The 20,486-nt window shown below is 74.1% G+C and carries 16 protein-coding genes; 4 read left to right on the top strand and 12 right to left on the bottom strand.

Going from position 1 to position 20,486, the window contains the following annotated elements:
* Positions 1 to 22: 22 nt before the first annotated feature.
* Positions 23 to 2,032: an IucA/IucC family protein gene (locus AC0693_RS20025; protein WP_478802436.1), complete on the bottom strand. Its 2,010-nt coding sequence runs from the start codon at positions 2,030 to 2,032 to the stop codon at positions 23 to 25.
* A 23-nt stretch (positions 2,033 to 2,055) separates the two neighbouring features.
* Positions 2,056 to 3,603, bottom strand: a complete 1,548-nt coding sequence (locus tag AC0693_RS20020) for a diaminobutyrate--2-oxoglutarate transaminase family protein (RefSeq protein ID WP_478802604.1) — start codon at positions 3,601 to 3,603, stop codon at positions 2,056 to 2,058.
* Between the two features lie 644 nt (positions 3,604 to 4,247).
* Between AC0693_RS20020 and AC0693_RS20015 the strand changes: the two genes are divergently transcribed.
* Positions 4,248 to 5,429 (top strand): trypsin-like serine peptidase, encoded by a 1,182-nt coding sequence (locus AC0693_RS20015; RefSeq protein WP_469318989.1) that lies wholly within the window; start codon positions 4,248 to 4,250, stop codon positions 5,427 to 5,429.
* A 120-nt stretch (positions 5,430 to 5,549) separates the two neighbouring features.
* Here the strand turns inward: AC0693_RS20015 and hflX are convergent, their stop codons facing one another.
* The 6 genes from hflX to miaA form a co-directional block, all read right to left on the bottom strand.
* Complete coding sequence (gene hflX / locus AC0693_RS20010; protein WP_478802435.1) at positions 5,550 to 7,055, bottom strand: GTPase HflX; 1,506 nt, start codon at positions 7,053 to 7,055, stop codon at positions 5,550 to 5,552.
* A 191-nt stretch (positions 7,056 to 7,246) separates the two neighbouring features.
* Complete coding sequence (locus tag AC0693_RS20005) at positions 7,247 to 8,689, bottom strand: M1 family metallopeptidase (RefSeq protein WP_478802434.1); 1,443 nt, start codon at positions 8,687 to 8,689, stop codon at positions 7,247 to 7,249.
* Between the two features lie 199 nt (positions 8,690 to 8,888).
* Positions 8,889 to 10,994 (bottom strand): RelA/SpoT family protein, encoded by a 2,106-nt coding sequence (locus tag AC0693_RS20000; RefSeq protein WP_478802433.1) that lies wholly within the window; start codon positions 10,992 to 10,994, stop codon positions 8,889 to 8,891.
* Positions 10,995 to 11,135: 141 nt separating this feature from the next.
* A complete protein-coding gene (gene dapF / locus AC0693_RS19995) occupies positions 11,136 to 12,017 on the bottom strand; it encodes a diaminopimelate epimerase (RefSeq protein WP_478802432.1) in 882 nt (293 codons plus the stop codon).
* Between the two features lie 34 nt (positions 12,018 to 12,051).
* A complete protein-coding gene (locus tag AC0693_RS19990; RefSeq protein ID WP_468465056.1) occupies positions 12,052 to 12,636 on the bottom strand; it encodes a hypothetical protein in 585 nt (194 codons plus the stop codon).
* 126 nt (positions 12,637 to 12,762) lie between these two features.
* Positions 12,763 to 13,701, bottom strand: a complete 939-nt coding sequence (miaA, locus tag AC0693_RS19985) for a tRNA (adenosine(37)-N6)-dimethylallyltransferase MiaA (protein WP_356406090.1) — start codon at positions 13,699 to 13,701, stop codon at positions 12,763 to 12,765.
* Between the two features lie 259 nt (positions 13,702 to 13,960).
* On the opposite strand from miaA, the gene AC0693_RS19980 reads away from it, so the two are divergent.
* Together AC0693_RS19980 and AC0693_RS19975 are read left to right on the top strand one after the other, a co-directional pair.
* On the top strand, positions 13,961 to 14,083 hold the full coding sequence (locus tag AC0693_RS19980) for a hypothetical protein (RefSeq protein WP_356406088.1): 123 nt from the start codon (positions 13,961 to 13,963) through the stop codon (positions 14,081 to 14,083).
* A gap of 26 nt (positions 14,084 to 14,109) precedes the next feature.
* A complete protein-coding gene (locus AC0693_RS19975; RefSeq protein WP_356406086.1) occupies positions 14,110 to 14,355 on the top strand; it encodes an antitoxin in 246 nt (81 codons plus the stop codon).
* Between the two features lie 87 nt (positions 14,356 to 14,442).
* Here the strand turns inward: AC0693_RS19975 and AC0693_RS19970 are convergent, their stop codons facing one another.
* Positions 14,443 to 15,162: a class III extradiol ring-cleavage dioxygenase family protein gene (locus tag AC0693_RS19970; protein WP_478802431.1), complete on the bottom strand. Its 720-nt coding sequence runs from the start codon at positions 15,160 to 15,162 to the stop codon at positions 14,443 to 14,445.
* A gap of 653 nt (positions 15,163 to 15,815) precedes the next feature.
* Positions 15,816 to 17,309 (bottom strand): tRNA (N6-isopentenyl adenosine(37)-C2)-methylthiotransferase MiaB, encoded by a 1,494-nt coding sequence (gene miaB / locus AC0693_RS19965; RefSeq protein ID WP_478802603.1) that lies wholly within the window; start codon positions 17,307 to 17,309, stop codon positions 15,816 to 15,818.
* Positions 17,310 to 17,408: 99 nt separating this feature from the next.
* Here miaB and AC0693_RS19960 point away from each other — a divergent pair, with 99 nt between their 5' ends.
* Positions 17,409 to 18,404: a TAXI family TRAP transporter solute-binding subunit gene (locus AC0693_RS19960; RefSeq protein WP_478802430.1), complete on the top strand. Its 996-nt coding sequence runs from the start codon at positions 17,409 to 17,411 to the stop codon at positions 18,402 to 18,404.
* A 9-nt stretch (positions 18,405 to 18,413) separates the two neighbouring features.
* Here the strand turns inward: AC0693_RS19960 and AC0693_RS19955 are convergent, their stop codons facing one another.
* Positions 18,414 to 19,337 (bottom strand): ROK family protein, encoded by a 924-nt coding sequence (locus AC0693_RS19955; RefSeq protein WP_356406303.1) that lies wholly within the window; start codon positions 19,335 to 19,337, stop codon positions 18,414 to 18,416.
* Positions 19,338 to 19,438: 101 nt separating this feature from the next.
* Complete coding sequence (locus AC0693_RS19950) at positions 19,439 to 20,476, bottom strand: LacI family DNA-binding transcriptional regulator (RefSeq protein ID WP_356406080.1); 1,038 nt, start codon at positions 20,474 to 20,476, stop codon at positions 19,439 to 19,441.
* Positions 20,477 to 20,486 lie beyond the last annotated feature (10 nt).

Genomic DNA, 20,486 nt, shown 5'->3' with positions numbered 1-20,486 from the left:
GGTGTCAGTCGGGAAAGGCGTGTCAGTCGTGAAGGGGGTTGGCGATGGTGACGTAGACGGACTGGGTGTCGACGGGACCGACGAGTTCGTCGAGGCCTCCGAGGCGGGTGAGCAGGTTCGCCTTGCACCGCAGGGTGGGTGAGTCGAGGAGCTGCGCGGGAAGCGGCCCGAGGCCGGCTGCCTTGTGGAGGAATCGGCGGAAGGCGGCGAGCAGGACGCGCTCGTCGGCGAGCCGCTGGGAACCGAAGGCTCCGATCAGGCCGAAGACGTTGTTGATGCCCAGGTAATAGGCGAAGCGCTCGTCGGTGACGGCGTCGGAGACGAAGGTGTCGCTGACGCTGCCGATGCCGGGCAGCCGGTGCTCCAGTTCCGCGCGGTTGGAGTCGCGGAAGTAGTAGCCCTGGTTGTCGCGGTAGCGGCCGCCGACGGGCCAGCCCGCGGGGTCGAGCAGGACCAGGGTGTTCTGCTGGTGGGCTTCGAGGGCGATGCCCGCAAGGGCGTCGAGGGCCAGCACCGGCCGGACGACGTGGTCGAGGTAGCGCAGGAACCACTCGGCGGCGACGGCGGATGCGGAGCGTCCGGTGGCGAGGGAGAGCCGGGCCATCAGGTCGGACAGGCGCGAACGCATCGTGGTGCGGCCGGGCCTCGGTCGGGGGGAGGTGAGTGCGGCGACGCAGACGGCGTCGTCGCCCGGACGGAAGGGGTTGTGGCGCAGGAGGGCGTCGAGGCCGGGGACGGGGGTGCCGTCCGGGGCGTCGACGGCGACCCAGGCGGGGTCGCGCACGATGTCGAAGCCGGGGTGGACCGCCTGCCACTCCTCGACCAGGCCGGAGCGCAGCAGCCGGTGCACCTCGACGCCGCGGTGGAGTTCCTTGCGGAGGTTCTCCCGGCGGGAGTTGGTGATGCGCAGGCCCAGCGACAGCTTGATCATCGCCGGGGCGCCGGGGCGGTGGACGGTGCGGATGGAGGAGGTCGGGAACCAGGGGTCGCCGTACGGACCGAGGTCGTGCAGGAGGCCCGCGTCGAGGAGGGCGGCGACGGCGGGGCGCTGGAAGAGGTCACGGGCCTGCCAGGGGTGCAGGGGAAGGGGGGTGGTGCCGTCGGGGAACCGCAGCCTGGGGGCCAGGCGGGCGAGCAGTCGTTCGGCGGGGACGAGGCGGCCGCGTTCGGTCCACGCCGAGTCGGTGGCGAGGACCGAGGGGTCGACGGCGGTCCAGTGCAGGGGGAAGGAGCCGTGCAGTTCCGGTGAGTAACGGCGGATGTCCGCCTCGGAGAGTCCCTCGCGGCTCTTCGGGGTGGGGTGGAGGGGGTGACCGAGGAGAAGGGACTGTTCGGCGGTGAGGAAGAGGTCTCCCGCGACCGGAGCGGGGGCCAGGGGACGCACGCGCCGGTCGGCGATGAATTCGGCGGTGCGGCGGACCGAGTCGGCGACGCGGCCCACCAGGTCGGCGCCGCCTCGCCCGCCGCCTTCGCGGGCGAGGAGTCCGGCGAGGGTGACGGCGTTCAGCGCGGGGGCGTCGGACGGAGCCCCCTCGAGACGGGCCGGGGAGAAGCGGTGCCAGCCCGCCGGGGACCAGTGCCGCACCGCGACGAGCAGGGCCGTGCCGGAGGCGGGGAGGGGGATGCGCAGCAGGGTTCCGAGGGGCCCGACGGGGCGGCCGGTCCCGCTCTCGCGGACCCAGCACCGCAGCAGGTTCTCCACGGCCGCCGCTTCGGCCGCGATGGCCGGGTCGGGGTGGTCCAGCAGGTCGGGTAGGGCCAGCGGGTCGGGTCCGGACAGGCCCGCCCCGAAGCCGGCTCCGGGCGCCCCCCTCCCGGCCGCCCCGTCCGCTCCCGGGGCGAGGGGTGCCGGGAAGGGTCTGGGGGTGCCGTCCTTCTGCCGGGGGACGGTGGCCGGGGGTGCCACCGCGGCCTGCGGTGCCACGGCCTCGGGAGCCGGGCCGGGGACCGACCCCGGGGGCGCGGCGGGGGGCTGGGTGCGGTCGGCCGGGTCCTGGGGCTGGTGCGGCTGCGGATCGGGGGTGGAGGTCACGGGGGTTCCTTGGAGTGGCTCGGTCAGCGGGGGCCCGGTGCTGCGGTTCGGGGGTGCCGGGTGCGTACGGCCGCGGTCAGGGCGTCGGCGAGGCGGTCCAGGACTGCGGCGGCCTGCTCGTCGGTGATCGTGAGCGGGGGCAGCAGCCGTACGACGCTGGAGTGGCGTCCGCCCAGCTCGACGATGAGCCCCCGGTCCAGGCACTCCTGGCGCACGGCCGCGGCGATGAGCGGGGCCCCACCCCCCGCTGCTCCCGCCCGGTGTCCCGCCCCGTATCCCGCCTGGTGTCCCGCTCCGTACCTGGACGCGGCGCCTGAGCCGACCGTGGGCCCCGCGCCGACCCCGGGCCCGGCGCCGGCCGTGAACCCGGCGTCGACCGTGGCGTCGGGGGTCGCGAGGAGGTCGTCGGTGACGTGGGGCTCGGGGGTGGCGCGGGCCTCGCGGGCCTCGGGGTCGACGAGTTCGACGCCCAGCATCAGGCCGCGGCCGCGGACGTCGCCAATGCAGGGGTGCTCGGCGGCCAGCGCGCGCAGGGCGGTGAGCATGCGGTCGCCGACTTCGGCCGCGCGGGTGGCCAGGCCGTTACGGCGGACGAAGGCGAGGGTGGCCGTGCCCGCGGCCATGGCGAGCTGGTTGCCGCGGAAGGTGCCGGCGTGGGCGCCCGGCTCCCAGACGTCCAGTTCGGACCGGTACACGATCACGGCGAGCGGCAGGCTGCCGCCGATCGCCTTGGACAGCACCATCACGTCCGGGACCACCCCGGCGTGGTCGACCCCCCAGAAGGCGCCGGTACGCCCCACGCCGGTCTGCACCTCGTCGGCGATCAGCGGGATGCCGCGGGCCGCGGTGATCTCGCGCATCCGGCGCAGCCAGGCGTCCGGGGCCGGGATGACCCCGCCCTCGCCCTGGACCGGTTCGACGATCATGCCGGCGGGGGCGGGGACGCCGCTCTTGGGGTCGTCCAGCAAGCTCTCGGTCCAGTGGGCCCCGAGCCGGGCGCCCTCGGCCCCGCCGACGCCGAACGGGCAGTCGCGGTCGCGGGGGTAGGGCAGCCGGGTCACCGTCACGTCCCGGGCCCCGCCGGAGGCGGCCAGGGCTCCGGCCGTCATGCCGTGGTAGGCGCCGGTGAAGGCGAGCAGACCCGTGCGCCCGGTGGCGGTGCGCACGAGGGTGAGGGCCGCCTCGACCGCGTCCGTACCGGCGGGCCCGCAGAACTGGACCCGCGCGTCGGCCGCCAGCGCGGGCGGCAGGTGGGCGAACAGCTCGGTGGTGAAGGCGTCCTTGACCGGTGTGGCCAGGTCGAGGGCGTGCAGGGGGGCGCCGGAGTCGATGACCTTGCGGATCGCCTCCAGCACCACCGGGTGGTTGTGCCCCAGGGCGAGGGTTCCGGCGCCGGAGAGGCAGTCGAGGTACCGGCGGCCGTCTGCGCCCTCGATCGTCATCCCACGGGCGCGGACGGGGACGATGGGCAGCGCGCGGGCGTAGGTTCGGGCGGCGGACTCCCTGAGCGACTGCCGGCGCAGGATGGCCTGGGACCCGGACCGCCCACCCGGTGCGCCCTGCGCCGGCACGTGCGGCTCGGGAGCGTGCGGGTCGCCTTCGGGGGCGTGCGCTTGCGGGTCGTGCGGGGCCGGGGCGTGCGGGGCCGGGGCGTGCGCTTGCTGCCAGTGCCGTTCGGGTTCGTGCGCTTCCGGCCCGCGAGCGTCCGGCTCGTCCGGTTCCGGCTCGTCCCGTTCCGGCTCAGGCGGTACGGCCGCGGGCGACCCGGCCCCCTGCGGCGCCGGCTCGTGGGACGGCGTGCCCCTCGTGGCCCCAGGGTGAGGGGCGTCGTCGCGGTCGGGGCCGGGGGCAGGGGCGGGGGCGAACGGCACGGGGGCGGTTCGTGCCACCGCCGCGGCCGGCTCGGTCAAGGCCACGGGTGTCGGTCCTCCCACTCGGATCGCCCTGTCACGTCGTCGTCGCGTACGCACGTGCTCAGGTGCTCGGTTGCTCGGCTGCTCGCTCGCGGAACGCGTCTCGCACGCGAGCGCCGTTCGCTCATCCCCCGCCCGTACCAACGACGATGACGACGGCTGATCACGGGCGGGCGCCAAGATCCTTGCGGGGAGGGTCCGTCCGAGCCGCAACCGCCGCCCCGCCCGGTGTCGTCCCCCAGGGCATCGGCATAGTGGGGGGCTGCACTCCACGCCTCGACCCACCCAGGGGGATTCACGACATGCGACGACCGAACCGACCGGTCACCGCCGTACTGTGCGCGGCCGCGCTCGCGCTGACCGCCGCGGCCTGCGGACCCGGCAACGGTGAGGCCGGCGGCGACGCCAAGCCGACCGCTGCGGCGAGCCTTCCGTCCGGATCCGGAACCATCAAGATCCCGGACGAGCTGAAGGACAAGCTCAAGCAGCACGGCTTCGACATGGACAAGTGGAAGGGGGGCGAGTGGAAGAACTGGCAGAAGGACGACTGGCTCCGCGAGGCGGGCGACTACATCAACCCCATCATCGCGGGCCTGTGGGACCCGGACCGCATGCGTGACGCCGACGTCCCGCCGGACCGCCCGGTCACCGACCCGAACATCGGCGCGGACCAGGGCGTCACCGACCCCGCGCCCGCGCCGGTCACCGCGAAGGCGGCCGCTCCGCCCTTCCACCAGAGCGTCCCGGAGGCCGGCAAGGTCTTCTTCGACGGCCCCGAGGGCTCGATGGTCTGCTCGGCGACCGTGGTCAAGGACCCGGCGCACCCCGGCAAGTCCAACATGGTCTGGACGGCGGGCCACTGCGTGCACGCGGGCAAGAGCGGCGGCTGGTACCGCAACATCGCCTTCGTGCCCTCCTACAACAACTCCGGCAAGTCCTCCGCGCAGCTCAAGGGCGCGAGCCGCGAGCAGGTCGCGCCGTACGGCGTGTGGTGGAGCGACTGGGCGCAGACCTCGGACCAGTGGATCGCCCAGGGCGGTCCGTCCGGCGGCGCGGGCGCTCCGTACGACTTCGCGGTCCTGCACGTGACCCCGGAGGAGGGCGGCGGCCGCAAGTCCCTGGAGGAGACGGTCGGTTCGGCCCTCCCGGTGGACTTCAACGCGCCGGCCGTGGCCAAGGTCGCGAGCATCACGGCGACCGGCTTCCCGGCGGCGACGCCGTTCGACGGCCAGAAGGCCTACCAGTGCACCGACAAGCCGGGCCGGTTCTCGCTGGCCGCTTCGGCGCCGGTGATGTACCGCATCGGCTGCACCATGACCGGCGGTTCCTCGGGTGGCGGCTGGGTCGCCACGGGCGCCGACGGCAAGCGCGCACTGGTGTCCAACACCTCGATCGGTCCGGTCAAGGCGGGCTGGCTGGCCGGCCCGCGGCTGGGTCCGGAGGCGAAGGGCGTCTTCGACGCGGTGAGCGGCAAGTTCAAGTAGCCGACACGGTCAAGTAGCGGACGTGGTCAAGCAGTAGGTGCCGACAACAGAGAGGGCCCCCGCGATGCGGGGGCCCTCTCTGTCGGTGACGTCGCCGGTGCTACCGGGTCGCGCCGTCGGTCAGTGCTTCGCGGGGACGTACGGAGCGAGGTCCGCCGCCAGTTCCTGGTGGACCCGCGCCTTCAGCAGGGTGCCCTCCGGGGTGTGCTCCTCGGAGATGACCTCCCCCTCCGCGTGTGCCCGGGCGATCAGACCGCCGTGGGTGTACGGCACGAGCGCCTCCACCTCGACCTCGGGTCGCGGCAGTTCGCGGTCGATCAGCGCGAGCAGTTCCTCGATGCCCTGGCCCGTGCGGGCCGAGACGGCGATGGAGTGCCGCTCGATGCGCAGCAGGCGCTGCAGGACCAGCGGGTCCGCGGCGTCCGCCTTGTTGATGACCACGATCTCGGGCACCTTGACGGCGCCGACCTCGCGGATCACCTCGCGCACCGCCGCCAGCTGCTCCTCCGGCGCCGGGTGCGAGCCGTCCACGATGTGCAGGATGAGGTCGGAGTCGCCGACCTCCTCCATCGTGGAGCGGAACGCCTCGACGAGGTGGTGGGGCAGGTGCCGGACGAAGCCGACGGTGTCGGCCAGGGTGTAGATCCGGCCGCTCGGCGTCTCGGCCCGGCGCACGGTCGGGTCGAGGGTGGCGAACAGCGAGTTCTCCACCAGGACGCCCGCGCCCGTGAGGCGGTTGAGCAGCGAGGACTTGCCCGCGTTGGTGTAGCCGGCGATGGCGACCGAGGGCACCTTGTTGCGGCGCCGTTCCTGCCGCTTGATGTCCCGGCCGGTCTTCATGTCCGCGATCTCGCGGCGCATCTTCGCCATCTTCTCGCGGATCCGGCGCCGGTCGGTCTCGATCTTGGTCTCACCGGGACCGCGCGTGGCCATGCCGCCACCGCCGCCGCCACCCATCTGCCGGGAGAGCGAGGCACCCCAGCCGCGCAGTCGCGGCAGCATGTACTGCATCTGCGCGAGCGCGACCTGGGCCTTGCCCTCTCGGGACTTGGCGTGCTGGGCGAAGATGTCGAGGATCAGGGCGGTCCGGTCGACCACCTTGACCTTGACGACGTCTTCGAGGGCGATGAGCTGGCCGGGGCTGAGTTCGCCGTCGCAGACGACGGTGTCCGCACCCGTCTCGGTGACGATGTCGCGCAGCTCCCGCGCCTTGCCGGAACCGATGAAAGTGGCCGGGTCGGGCTTGTCGCGGCGCTGGATGACGCCGTCGAGCACGAGGGCGCCCGCGGTCTCGGCGAGCGCGGCCAGCTCCGCGAGGGAGTTGTCCGCGTCCTGCACGGTGCCGGTCGTCCACACGCCGACGAGGACCACGCGCTCCAGACGGAGCTGGCGGTACTCGACCTCGGTGACGTCTTCGAGTTCGGTGGAGAGGCCGACGACGCGGCGCAGCGCCGCGCGCTCGGAGCGCTCGAACTGCTCGCCGTCACGCTCGCCGTCGATCTCGTGGCTCCAGGCGACGTCCTCTTCCATCAGGGCATCGGCCCGAAGGCTCTCGGTGAAGCTCTGCGCGTCCGTCGCCGCGGGCGAGTCCTGCGCGTCCTGGGAAGGGGAAGAAGAGGAGGTCATTGGATCCTTACGTCGTTTTCGGATGGTTCCCGCGCCGCCCACGGGGTGGGAGCGCGGCCTGTACGTACAACGTGTCACACCGGCCGGAGATTCCCTACGGGGCACCCGGTCCGGCGGCCGCGTCGCCGACCTGTCGATGGTGACATGCCCGTTCCCCGGCAGTCACACCCTTTTCCCCCTGCCCGGTCCCGTCAGCCGGCCTTCGGGGCGCTCCATTGCGGATGTCCGGGCATGGGCGGCGTGGTCTTCCCGTACAGCCACGGCTTCAGGAAGGCGGCCAGGTCCCGCCCCGCCACGTCCGAGGCCAGCCGTACGAAATCGTCCGTACCCGCCACCCCGTCGGCGTGCTCGCTCACCCAGCGGCGCTCGACCTGCTCGAAGGCGGCCGCGCCGATCTCCTGGCGCAGTGCGTAGAGGATCAGAGCGGCTCCGTCGTAGACCACCGGGCGGAACAGTCCGATCTTCTGCCCGGGCGCCGCCGCCTTGGGCGCGGCCGGGGGGCCGCCCGCCGCCCGCCACTGGTCGGAGCGCTGGTACGCCTCGCGCATGCGGCGTTCCAGGGAGTAGGTGCCGAGGCCGTCGGCGTACAGCGCCTCGTACCAGGTGGCGTGTCCTTCGTTGAGCCAGAGGTCGGACCAGGTGCGGGGGCTGACGCTGTCGCCGAACCACTGGTGGGCCAGCTCGTGGACCATGATCGACTCGACGTACCACTCGGGGTAGCCGGGCCCGGTGAAGATTCCGCGTTCGAAGAGCGAGAGGGTCTGGGTCTCCAGCTCGAAGCCGGTGCTGGCGTGGGCGATCAGCACCCCGTACGTCTCGAAGGGATAGCGGCCGACCCGCTTCTCCATCCACGCGATCTGGTCGGGGGTCTTCTTCAGCCAGGGCTCCAGCCGCGCCCGGTCCGCGGTGGGGACGACGTCGCGCAGTTCCATCCCGTGCGGTCCCTCGCGGTGGACCACCGAGGAGGCCCCGAGCGAGACCTGGGCCAGCTCGGTCGCCATGGGGTGCACGGTGCGGTAGGTCCAGGTGGTCGCGCCGGCGGAGCGGCCCGCCGAGAGGACCGGCAGGCCGTTGGCGACCGCGGTAGTCCCGTTCGGGGCGGTGATGTGGAAGGTGTAGAAGGCCTTGTCGGCGGGGTGGTCGTTGCAGGGGAAGACCCGGTGGGCCGCGTCCGCCTGGTTGGCCATCGCCAGGCCGTCCGCGGTGGTGACCCAGCCGCCGTCCCCGCCCCCGCGCGGGTCGCTGGTGTGGTGGATGGTGATGTGCAGCGGCGCATCGGCGGCGAGGGGGCGCTCGGGGGTCAGGACGAGGTCCTCCCCGGTGCTCGCGAAGGGCGCGGGCCGGCCGTTGACCTCGGCGGACAGGACCGTGCCGCGGGTGAAGTCGAGGTTGATCCGCTCCAGCGACGTCAGCGTGCGGGCGTCGATGACGGTGACCGCGTCGAGCGGGGTGCGGTTGTCCTTGTACGTGAAGGACAGGTCGTACGAGCGGACGTCGTAGCCGGGGTTGCCCAGCTCCGGGAAGAGCCGGTCGCCGATGCCCAGCGCGGTCGGCGGGGGCAGCACGGCGGCGACGAGGGTGAGGGAGGCCGCGGCGAGCAGGGCGGCGCGCGGGCGGGAGGAGGTGAGGCGCATCCCCACCGCATACCAGCGCCCGCCGCACGTCCCCGCGCGACGCGTCGGGGACCCGGACGGCCCCACCCGAAGGGGTGACTCCGGCTCCGCACCGGGCCCGTCGGTACGCGCCCCCGCCCCTTTGTTACGCGCCCCCGCCCGCCCCCTCACGTACGCTCCCCCGCGCCCCGTCACCGGCCCCGCATCTCCCCGGCGCGCGCTACACGCGGCTCACGTCGTAGACCCCCGGCACGTCCCGCATGGCCCGCATCAGCCCCGGCAGCCCGGTCGCGTCGCGCAGGTGAAGGGTGTAGGTGTGCCGGACGCGCTGCTCGACGGGCGGTTCGACGGTGGCCGAGATGACCTCGACGCCCTCGTGGGCGATGGCTTCGGTGAGATCGGCCAGCAGGTGGGGCCGGCCGAACGATTCGGCGACCAGGGTCACCCGGCAGTCGGTGGTGGCCCGCCAGTGCACGGCGACCGGGGTCCGGCCCACGGAGCGCATCTGCTCGACGGCCGGGCAGGCGATCCGGTGCACCGTGACCGCCCCGCCCCGTACGACGAACCCGGCGACCGCGTCGGGCGGCACCGGCGTGCAGCAGCCCGCGAGCCGGACGGGCGCGTCCGGCAGGTCCGCGACGGCGTTGCGCCCGCCGGGCCGCAGGCTCACCATCGGCAGCGGCGCCCGGGGCGGCGCGGTGGGCGGCTTGACCGCGGCGGGATGGGACTGGAGCCAGGTGCTGATGGCGATCCGGGCGGCCGGGGTGCGCGCGTGGTCGAGCCAGTCGGCGGCGGGCCCGGAGGAGGCGTCGTGCGCCAGCAGCAGCTGCACGGTGTCGGCGTCGGCCAGCCGGGTGGCCAGCGAGGTGAGGCGCCCGTTGACCCGGGCTCCGATACAGCCGTGCGCGGCCTCGCCGTACTGGGCGTAGGCCGCGTCGATACAGGTGGCCCCGGCGGGCAGGCTGATCGTGCCGTCGGCGCCCCCGCCGTCGGCCCGGAAGACGGTGATCTCGCGGTCCTGGGCCAGCTCGGCGCGCAGCGAGCTCCAGAACGTGTCGGGGTCCGGCACCGCCTGCTGCCAGTCGAGCAGCCGGGAGAGCCAGCCGGGCCGGGTGGGGTCGATCCGCTCCTCGTCGCCCTCGCCGTCGGCGGCGCCGGCCGGGGAGCCGACGGCTCCGCCCTCCCCGAAGGTGTAGGGGTTGCCGAGGGCGACGACTCCGGCTTCGGCGACCCGGTGCATGCGGTGGGTGCGGACGATGACCTCGGCGACGCTGCCCTCGGGCGTGGCGATGGCGGTGTGCAGGGATTGGTAGAGGTTGAACTTGGGTACCGCGATGAAGTCCTTGAACTCGGAGACGACCGGGGTGAAGCAGGTGTGCAGCTCCCCCAGCACCCCGTAGCAGTCGGCGTTCTCGGCGACGAGCACGAGGAGGCGGCCGAAGTCGGAGCCGCGCGGTTCGCCGCGGGTGAGGGAGATGCGGTGGACGGAGACGAAGTGGCGGGGGCGGATCCGTACTTCGGCCTGGATGCCGGATTCGCGCAGGACCGCGCGGACGGAGTCGGCGATGCCGGGGAGCGGGTCGCGCTCGCCCGCGTGGGCGGCGATGAGGGCGCGCGTGCGCTCGTACTCCTCGGGATGCAGGATCGCGAAGACGAGGTCTTCCAGCTCGGTCTTGAGGGCCTGGACGCCGAGCCGTTCGGCGAGCGGGATGAGGACGTCCCGGGTGACCTTGGCGATGCGGACCTGTTTCTCCGGGCGCATCACGCCGAGGGTGCGCATGTTGTGCAGCCGGTCGGCGAGCTTGATGGACATCACGCGGACGTCGTTGCCGGTGGCGACGAGCATCTTGCGGAAGGTCTCGGGTTCGGCGGCGGCGCCGTAGTCGATCCGCTCGACCTTGGTGACGCCGTCGACGATGAAGCAGACCTCCTCGCCGAACTCCGCGCGGACCTGATCGAGGGTCACGTCGGTGTCCTCGACGGTGTCGTGGAGGAGGGAGGCCGTCAACGTGGTGGTCTCGGCGCCGAGTTCGGCCAGGATCAGGGTGACGGCGAGGGGGTGGGTGATGTAGGGCTCGCCGCTCTTGCGCATCTGGCCGCGGTGCGAGCTCTCGGCGAGCATGTAGGCGCGGCGCAGTACGGACAGGTCCGCGTCCGGATAGTGGGCGCGGTGGGCTTCGGCGACGTGGCCGATGGCATCGGGGAGCCGGTCCCGGGACGTCGGCCCGAGCAGGGCCGCACGTCCCAGCCGGAGCAGATCGAGCCGGGTCCGGTCACGTCTGCGGAACTCGGGGCGTGCGTCGGGGTTCGTGGCCTCTGCACTCATGGGGCACCTCCGGCGGCTTCGACCGGCGGTGGTGGGCATGCGGTGAGCCCTCAGGGCCGGTGCCTGATGCTACCGACCCCACCACGTGGCGCAGTCCAGCTCCCGCACAGCGTGAAACGGATCACCCATTAGAGGGAAGCTCTAGCCGAAAGCCGTTTCGGTGAGCCAGGCCGGATCGAACTCGCCCGCGGCCACGATGACGGCCGGTCCGGTCATGTCCACCGAACCGTCGGGGTGTTCGGTGATGAGCAGGGTGCCGCCGGGCAGGTCGACGGTGTACGTGACCGGCTCGCCGGTGACGGCGGGGTCGGCCCCGTCGCGGCGGGCGGTGGCCACGGCGACCGCGCAGGCGCCGGTGCCGCAGGAGCGGGTCTCGCCGGAGCCGCGCTCGTGGACGCGCATGGCGACGTGCCGGGGGCCGCGGTCGACGACGAACTCGACATTGACCCCCGTCGGGTAGGCGGACGCCGGGGTGAAGGCGGGGGCGGTGAGCAGGGTCCCGGCGTCGTCGAGGGATTCAACGAAGGCGACGGCGTGCGGGTTCCCCATGTTCACGTTGCGGGCGGGCCAGTTCTTCGCGCCGACCGCCACGGTGACCTCGCCCTCGGGGAGGGCCGCGCGCCCCATGGCGACGGTGACGGGGCCGTCCTTGTGGAGGTGGACGCGCTTGACCCCGCCGCGGGTGGCGACGGACAGGTCGCCGGCCTCGGCGTACCCGGCGTGCTGGAGGTAGCGGGCGAAGACGCGGACGCCGTTGCCGCACATCTCGGCGACGGAGCCGTCCCCGTTGCGGTAGTCCATGAACCACTCGGCCTCGTCGGCCATCGACCGGGCCTCGGGGTGCGCGGCGGAGCGCACCACGTGCAGCACTCCGTCACCACCGATCCCGGCCCGGCGGTCGCAGAGCCGGGCGACGGCGGCGGCGGGCAGCTCGATGGCGTTGTCCGGGTCCGGGACGATCACGAAGTCGTTCTCGGTTCCGTGGCCCTTGAGGAACGCCAGCGGCGCGGAGGTGGTGGTCACGTCCACATCGTACAAACCCTCGCCGCGCGAGGGGTCAGCGGAGCCGGGCCACGCGCAGGACGGCCAGGGCGACGACGGTCAGGACGACCAGCGCGTAGAGGGCGGCGATGCGCCAGTCCGGGCGGCGGCCGGAGCCGCGGGCCGGGAGCCCCGGCCAGGTGTAGCCGACGCGGCGGGCGGCCATCATGCCCCAGCCTCCGGCGCAGGAGCTGATCAGCAGTCCCAGCATGGCGACGACGGCTCCGCCGTCCCCGAACTCGAAGGCGAGCGGGAAGGCGAACATCAGGGATCCGGCGGCGGCCAGGATCACGATGGGCGCGATCTGCCAGATCCGCAGGCGCCGCTGCGGGCGCAGTTCGACCTCGAACTCGGGGGCCTGCGCGGCCGCGGCGTCCGCGCTGTCGAGGCCGGACAGGCCGGGCAGGTCGTCCAGGCCGCCCGGGCGGCCGTCGATGCCCGCCAGACCGTCCAGGCCCGCCAGCACGTCGGGCCCGTCCGGGCCGTCGGGAGTCAACCGCACCGGTTCGGCGGGCAGGCCGAGTCCGCCCTGAAGCAGCGGATCCGTTTCCTGCCGGTCGCTGTCCCGCCCGGTGTCTCGAGGGCCGGCCTCCATCGCCACGCGCCCTCCCCACTCGGACTTCGTACGCTGTTGATCACCGCCGGTGTCCACACCGGCCGGAGTTTGATGATGGCACGCCCCCGGCCCCCGAACAGGCGCCCGGAGCGTCCCGATGCCATCACGTGATCAGGCTGTGACCGCTCGTTCGACCAACGACTGCGCGAGTCCGGGGAGTTCCCCGCGGTCGGACGCCGCCCCGCTGAGCCAGTGCACCCGCGGGTCCCGGCGGAACCAGGAGTCCTGCCTGCGGGCGAACCGCTTGGTGGCGCGGACGGTTTCGGCCTTGGCCTCCGCTTCGGTGCAGCGTCCCGCCAGCGCGTCCAGCACCTGCTGGTAGCCGAGCGCCCGGGAGGCGGTGACCCCTTCGCGCAGCCCCCGGGCCTCCAGGGCCCGCACTTCCTCGACGAGCCCGTCCTCCCACATCCGGTCCACGCGCAGGGCGATCCGCTCGTCCAGCTCGGGCCGGGCCACGTCCACACCGATCTGCACGGTGTCGTAGACGGACTCGTGGCCGGGCAGGTTCGCCGTGTACGGGCGTCCGGTGATCTCGATGACCTCCAGGGCCCGGACGATCCTGCGGCCGTTGCTCGGCAGGATCGCGAGGGCGGCGGCCGGGTCGGCGGCGGCGAGGCGGGCGTGCAGGGCGCCGGGGCCGCGCAGGGTGACCTCTTCCTCCAGCCGCGCGCGGACCTCGGGGTCGGTCCCGGGGAACTCCATGGCGTCCAGGGCGCCGCGGACGTACAGCCCGGAGCCGCCGACGAGGACGGGCGTGCGCCCTTCGGCGAGCAGCCGGTCGATCTCGATCCGCGCGAGGCGCTGGTACTCGGCGACGCTGGCGGTCTCCGTCACGTCCCAGACGTCGAGGAGGCGGTGGACGACGCCACCGCGCTCGGCGGGCGTCAGTTTGGCGGTCCCGATGTCCATCCCACGGTAGAGCTGCATGGAGTCGGCGTTGACGACTTCGCCGTCGAAACGGCGGGCCAGGGCGACGCCCAGATCGGACTTTCCGGCTGCCGTGGGGCCGACGACGGCGATGACCCGCGGTGCGGGGGCTGGGCTTCTCACCGTCCCAGTCTCGCAAACCCCTGGGCGTGTACCCGATCGAGCTACGTGACGGGCCGCGAACGGGGTCGTTGCCCTGGCGAGGTTCCGCCCGGCGTGCGCCCGGCTGCGGCCGGTCCGGCCGAGGCGGAACTTCACCCGCACGAGTAACGTTATGGGAGTAGACATGGGCGTTTTTGATCGGTTTCGCCGGAAGACCGCGGAGGCTACCGCCGACGCTCCGGCGGAGGGTGCCGAGTCGGCCGCAGCGGTGGAAGCCGCGGTGAGCGACGAGGCCCCCGCGGCCGCGACGGAGACCCCCGCGCCGGAGGGCGTGGAGATCCCCAAGCAGCAGTGCGCGGAGGAAGCCGCGGACAGCGAGGCCGGTGAGGGCGCCCGCACGTAGGAGTCGCTGCGACTGGAAGGTGTGCCATGGGCCTGCTGGACAATTTGAAGGCCAAGCTCACGCCGGCCAAGGACAAGCTGGGTGACCTCGCGCAGCAGCACGAGGGCAGGATCGGCGAGGGTCTGGACAAGGTCGCCAAGGTCGTGGACTCCAAGACCAAGGGCAAGTACAGCGGCCAGATCTCCTCCGGCACGGGCAAGGCGAAGGACGCCCTGGGCAAGGTCGCGCACAAGGACAGCCCCGGCGGGCCGACACCGCCGGCGTCTGCCTGACGTGATCCGGGAAAGGGGCGCGGGGACTTCCCCGCGCCCCTTTCGTATGTCAGGTCGGGGTGCCGCTCACCCGTTCGGCCCTGAGGGCTAGGACCAGGCGGCGACGAAGTAGCCGACGCCGTAGGGGGCGTCCTCGTACAGCAGGCGGCCTTCCAGGCCCGCGTCCTCGGCGGCGCCGGCCAGCACCTGCCAGGGGGCCCGGCCCGCGGCCTTGAGCTCGGCCGCCAGACCCGCGTCGAGGGCGGTCAGGGCGGCCACGTCCGCACTGCCGAGGGCGCGGGCGGCGGCCTCGTCGAAGGCGGCAGCCCGGTCGTCCAGGTAGCCGGGGGCCTTGAGGGTCCGGCAGGCGCTGCCGTCGCCCATGACCAGCAGGGCGATCCGGTCGGCGCGGGCGGCCAGCTCGCGGCCCGCCGCCAGGCAGTGGGCGGTGTCCAGGTGCTCCTCCACGCCGAGGCCCTCGACGGGGGCGCCGGACCAGGCGGTGTGGTGCAGCAGCCAGGCGGCGACGGCGAGGGGGGCGGGGAGCGGGCGCGTGTCCTGCGGGGCGCCGGCCTCGCCCCCACCCAGGCGTACGTCGCTCTCGACGCCGAAGCCGTGGAAGCCGCCGGGGGTGCCCTGCGGGTACGGGCCCCCCGCGCCCGGGTCGGCGGGGCCGACCACGACCAGCCGGTCGGGGCGGGAGGCGGCGAGCACCGCGAGGGCGTCGGAGCAGGCGGTGCGGGCGTCGGCGAGTTCACCGGCGGCTCCGGCGGCCACCGCGGGCACGAGGAGGGGCGGGGCGGGGCAGACGGCTGCGGCTACGAGCATGATCGAAGCGTAGCCGCCGTGCGGCGGGGGGTGGCGGTCCCTTCCGGCTCCGCCGGTCCCCTGGCCGGGGTCCGCATCCGGCGCCGCCCGCGACGCGGGGTCGGGCCGAGCCCGTGCCCGTGCCCGTTCCGGTGCCGGTGGGCGGGCAGCACGATGCCCGGCTTCCGCCCGGGCTGCCTCCGGCGGCGCCTCAAACGCCGGCGAGGCTGGAGTGGGTACGCCGACCCCCGGGCACGGCCTCGCCCGGGAGGCCCCGGGGTGGGCAGCGCGATGCCCGGCTTCCGCCCGGGCTGCCTCCGGCGGCGCCTCAAACGCCGGCGGGGCTGGATTTGGCCCCGGCGGGCGGGCAGAGCAAAGCCCGGCCGCCGGACTCAACCGTGAACCGTGGGCAGCCAGAGCGCGTGCCCGGCATTCGCTCCGGGTGCCTCCGGCGGCGCCTCAAACGCCGGCGGGGCTGGATTTGGCCCCGGCGGGCTGGATTCGCCCAGCGAGTGGCCGCACTCGACGTACGGCGGGAAGGCACACATCAGCCCCGCCGGCGTTTGAGGCGCCGCCGGAGGCGACCCGCGGCGCGGGCACGATTCAGCCTCGCCGGCGTTTTAGGCGGTCCCCGGCGTGGGGCCACCGCATCGCCGTGGCCGGGGGTGGGGCCGTCAGGGGGTGGGGGTCGCGCAGGGCGAGGCGGTGGGCGGGAGGGGGGTCGGGACGCCCAGGGTGGGGATGCCGAGCATGACGCCCGCAGGCTGGGCGGGGGCGGCGTTCCGCTTCTGCCAGGCGTCGCCCGCGCGGGTGCGCCGCACCGCGCCCGTCGGACCCTCGGCCAGGAGGTGGTGCGGGGCGGCGTAGGTGATGTCCACCGTCACCACGTCACCGGGGCGGACCTCTTCGTCGGGCTTCGTGAAGTGGACCAGGCGGTTGTCGGGCGCGCGCCCGGACAGCCGGTGCGTGGCCCCGTCCTTGCGGCCCTCGCCCTCCGCGACCATGACCTCCAGGGTCCGGCCGACCTGCTTCTTGTTCTCCTCCCAGGAGATCTCCTCCTGGAGGGCGACCAGGCGCATGTAGCGCTCCTGGACGACCTCCTTGGGGATCTGCCCCTCCATGTCGGCCGCCGGGGTCCCGGGCCGCTTGGAGTACTGGAAGGTGAAGGCGTTCGCGAAGCGGGCCTCGCGCACGGCGTGCATCGTCTGCTGGAAGTCCTCCTCGGTCTCGCCGGGGAAGCCCACGATGATGTCGGTGGAGATGGCCGCGTGCGGAATGGCGGCGCGGACCTTCTCGATGATGCCGAGGAACCGGTCCTGCCGGTAGGAGCGGCGCATCGCCTTCAGGATGGTGTCCGAACCGGACTGCATCGGCATGTGCAGCTGCGGCATCACGTTCGGGGTCTCGGCCATCGCCGCGATCACGTCGTCCGTGAAGTCGCGCGGGTGCGGCGAGGTGAAGCGGACCCGCTCCAGGCCCTCGATCTTCCCGCAGGCGCGCAGCAGCTTCGAGAAGGCCTCGCGGTCGCCCATGCCGGAGCCGTAGGCGTTGACGTTCTGGCCGAGGAGGGTGATCTCGGATACGCCCTCGGCGACGAGGGCCTCGATCTCGGCGAGGATGTCGCCGGGGCGGCGGTCCTCCTCCTTGCCGCGCAGCGCCGGGACGATGCAGAAGGTGCAGGTGTTGTTGCAGCCGACGGAGATCGAGACCCAGGCCGCATAGGCGGACTCGCGGCGGGTCGGCAGCGTGGAGGGGAACGCCTCCAGCGATTCGGCGATCTCGATCTGCGCCTCCTCCTGGATGCGGGCGCGCTCCAGGAGCACCGGCAGCTTGCCGATGTTGTGCGTGCCGAACACCACGTCGACCCAGGGGGCCCGCTGGACGATGGTGTCGCGGTCCTTCTGGGCGAGGCAGCCGCCGACGGCGATCTGCATGCCGGGGCGCTTGGTCTTCATGGGCGCGAGGCGGCCGAGGTTGCCGTACAGCTTGTTGTCGGCGTTCTCGCGGACGGCGCAGGTGTTGAACACCACGACGTCGGCGTCGCCGTCGCAGCCCTCGGGCGCGCGGACGTACCCGGCGTCCTCCAGCAGGCCCGAGAGCCGCTCGGAGTCGTGCACGTTCATCTGGCACCCGTACGTGCGCACCTCGTACGTGCCCTTGGCATCCATGACGTCCACTGCTCCACCCGGCTCCGCGCTGCTCATGTGACAAGGGTAGGCGCTCGGCGCACCGTGACAGGACGCCGGTCGGCTGGCAGGATCGCCGCCATGCCCCTCGCACTGGACCCGGTCGGCAGGCGCCGCGCGCTGCGGGGCCTGGTGGCCGCGCTGGCCGGGGCCGGCCTGCTGCTCTGGTGGCTGTGGCCGTTCGGGCAGCAGGAGCTGCGCGGGACGCTGGTCTTCAGTACGGGCGTGCGCAGCGGGGTGTACCAGCGCTACGGGGAGCTGCTCCAGCAGGAGCTGGCGACCGACGTGCCGGGGGTCGACGTACGGCTGGTGACCAGCGAGGGCTCGCAGCAGAACCTGGAGCGGGTGGCCAACGGCCAGGCGGACTTCACGGTGGCCACCGCGGACGCGGTGGCCAAGTACCAGCGGGACGGGAAGCCGGGGGCGGACCGCCTGCGCGGGGTCGCGCGGCTCTACGACGACTACGTGCAGCTGGTGGTCCCGGCGGTGTCGAAGATCCAGTCGACCAAGGACCTGCGGGGCAGGCGGGTCGCGGTCGGCCAGCCGGGGTCCGGGGTGCGGCTGATCTCCGACCGGATGCTGGCGGCGGCGAAGCTGGATCCGGAGCGGGACGTCACGGCCGTGCCGATCGGCATCGACACGATGCCCGCGGAGCTGGAGGCGGGGCGGATCGACGCGTTCTTCTGGTCGGGCGGGCTGCCGACCAGCGCGGTGCGGGGGCTCTCGGAGCGCTTCGAGATCCGGCTGGTGCCGCTCGGGGACCTGGTGCCCGAGCTGCAGAACGCGGGCAGTCCGACGCACTACTACCGCGCCGCGGTGATGCCGCAGGACGCCTACGCGCGGGCCCGCAACACCTCGGCGGTGGCGACCCTGGCGGTGCCGAACCTGCTGGTCACCACGGACCGCACCGGCGCGGAGCTGACCGAGCGGTTCACCCGGACCGTGATCGACAGCCGGGACCGGATCGGCCACGAGGTGCACGCGGCGCAGCTCGTGGACCTGCGGACGGCGATCTACACGGAGCCGCTGGACCTGCACGAGGGCGCCCGCCGGTACTACCGGTCGGTCAAGCCCTGAGGCTGCCGGTCAGCTCCCGGCGGGGAGCAGCATGGCCGCCGAGGCGGCCGCGCCGATGAGGCCCGCGTGCGTGCCGAGGGCGGCCGGGACGACCTTCAGCCCTTGGACGAAGGACAGGGTGGCGTACGAGGCCAGGTGGGCCCGGACCGGGCCGAAGAGGGTGTCCCCGGCGGCCGCGACGCCGCCGCCGATGACCACGATGTCCGTCTCGACCAGGGTGGCGGTGGCCGCGATGGCGGCGGCCAGGGCGCGGCCCGCGCGGTCGTAGGCGGCCAGGGCGACGGGATCGCCCGCGTCGGCTGCCGCCGCGACGCCTGCGGCGCTGCGGTCCGCGCCGGGCCCGGGGGTCCAGCCCTGGTCCAGGGCGCGGCGGGCGATGGCGGTGCCGGAGGCGAGGGATTCCACGCAGCCGCGTCCGCCGCAGACGCACGGGTCGCCGTCGAAGGCGACGCTGATGTGGCCGATGTGTCCGGCGTTGCCGGTGGGGCCGGGGTGGAGCTGGTTGTTCAGGATCAGGCCGCCGCCGACGCCGGTGGAGACGACCATGCACAGGGCGTTGGCGTGCCCGCGGGCCGCGCCCAGCCAGTGTTCGCCCGCGGTCATGGCCACGCCGTCGCCCGCGAGGACGGTCGGCAGGTCCGCTCCGTGGCGGGCCAGCTCGGCGACCACCCGGTCCAGGACCGGGAACTCCCGCCAGGCGCCGATGTTCACCGGGCTGACCGTGCCGCGCGAGGTGTCCACGGGGCCAGCGCTGCCGATCCCGCACCGCACGGCCGAGGACCACTGCGGGGAGGCGGCGAGGTCGGCGACGACCTCGGCGACCGCCGCCATCACGGCTTCCCCGTCGGTCCCGCGCGGGGTGGGCCGCCGGGTGGTGGCGGTCATCGTGCCGTCGGGGTGCACCAGCGCACCGGCGATCTTCGTACCGCCGATGTCGAGGGCGACGGTGGGCCCGGCGGCCCGGGCGGCCGTGGGGGGCGGGGCCGGGAGGGCTGAGGCGGGAGTGGTCACGGGAGGCTCCTGGGGTTCGTACGTCAGTATGCCGCCGTGGGCGGGGCCGTACTCTCACGGGGCTCCAGCCTCGGCTGCTCCCCCTGCCGGGCCCGCGGCGCGCCGCCCGCGAGGACGGCGAGGAGCTCCTCGGCGGCGAGCCGGCCGAAGGCGGCGGTGTCGCGGACCAGCGCGGTCAGCCGGGGGTGGGTGACCCTGCACAGCGCCGAGTCGTCCCAGGCGACCACCGACAGGCTGCCGGGCACGGCGATGCCCGCCTCGGCGGCGACGGCGAGCCCGGCGACCGCCATCACGTCGTTGTCGTAGACCAGGGCGGTCGGCGGCAGCGGCCCGCGCAGCACCCGCCGCGTGGCCTCGGCGCCCTGGGCGTCGGAGTAGTCGGTGGTGATCGAGGACACCTCGGCCGGGGTGAGCCCGCGCCGGTCCGCCTCGGCGCGCAGCGAGGCGATCCGGCGCTCGGTGTGGGCGAGCCCGGGCAGGCCCGCGATGTGGGTGATCCGGCGGTGGCCGAGGGCGTGCAGGTGGTCCAGGACGCGGGCCATCGCCCCGGCGTCGTCGGCCCAGACCGAGGAGAGCACGGCCGGTCCGGGGCCGCCGGGCGCGCCGACGGTGACGGCGGGCAGGCCCAGCCCGTCGAGGAGCGCCGGGCGGGGGTCGTCCGTGCGCGGGTCGACGACGAGCACGCCGTCGACCCGGCGTTCGGCCCACCAACGGCGGTAGAGGGCGCATTCGGCGTCGAGGTCGTCGACCACCTGGAAGAGCAGGGCCGTGCGCTGGGCGGCCAGGACCTCCTGTATTCCGGAGACCAGCTGGAGGAAGAAGGACTCGACGCCCAGGGTGTGCGCGGGCCGGGGCAGGACCAGGCCGACGGCGCCGGAGCGTTCGCCGGACAGGGCTCGGGCCGCGATGCTGGCCTGCCAGCCCAGTTCCTCGGCGACGCGCCGGATCCGGGCGCGGGTGTCCTGGGAGACGCCCGGGCGGTCGTTGAGCGCGAAGGACACGGCGCTTTCGGACACCCCGGCCTGGCGGGCGATGTCCTTGATGGTGGGTCTGCGGGCCATGGCCTGCCTC

Source organism: Streptomyces sp. NPDC043876 (assembly GCF_056435825.1).
This window is presented reverse-complemented; position numbering and strand designations above follow the sequence as displayed.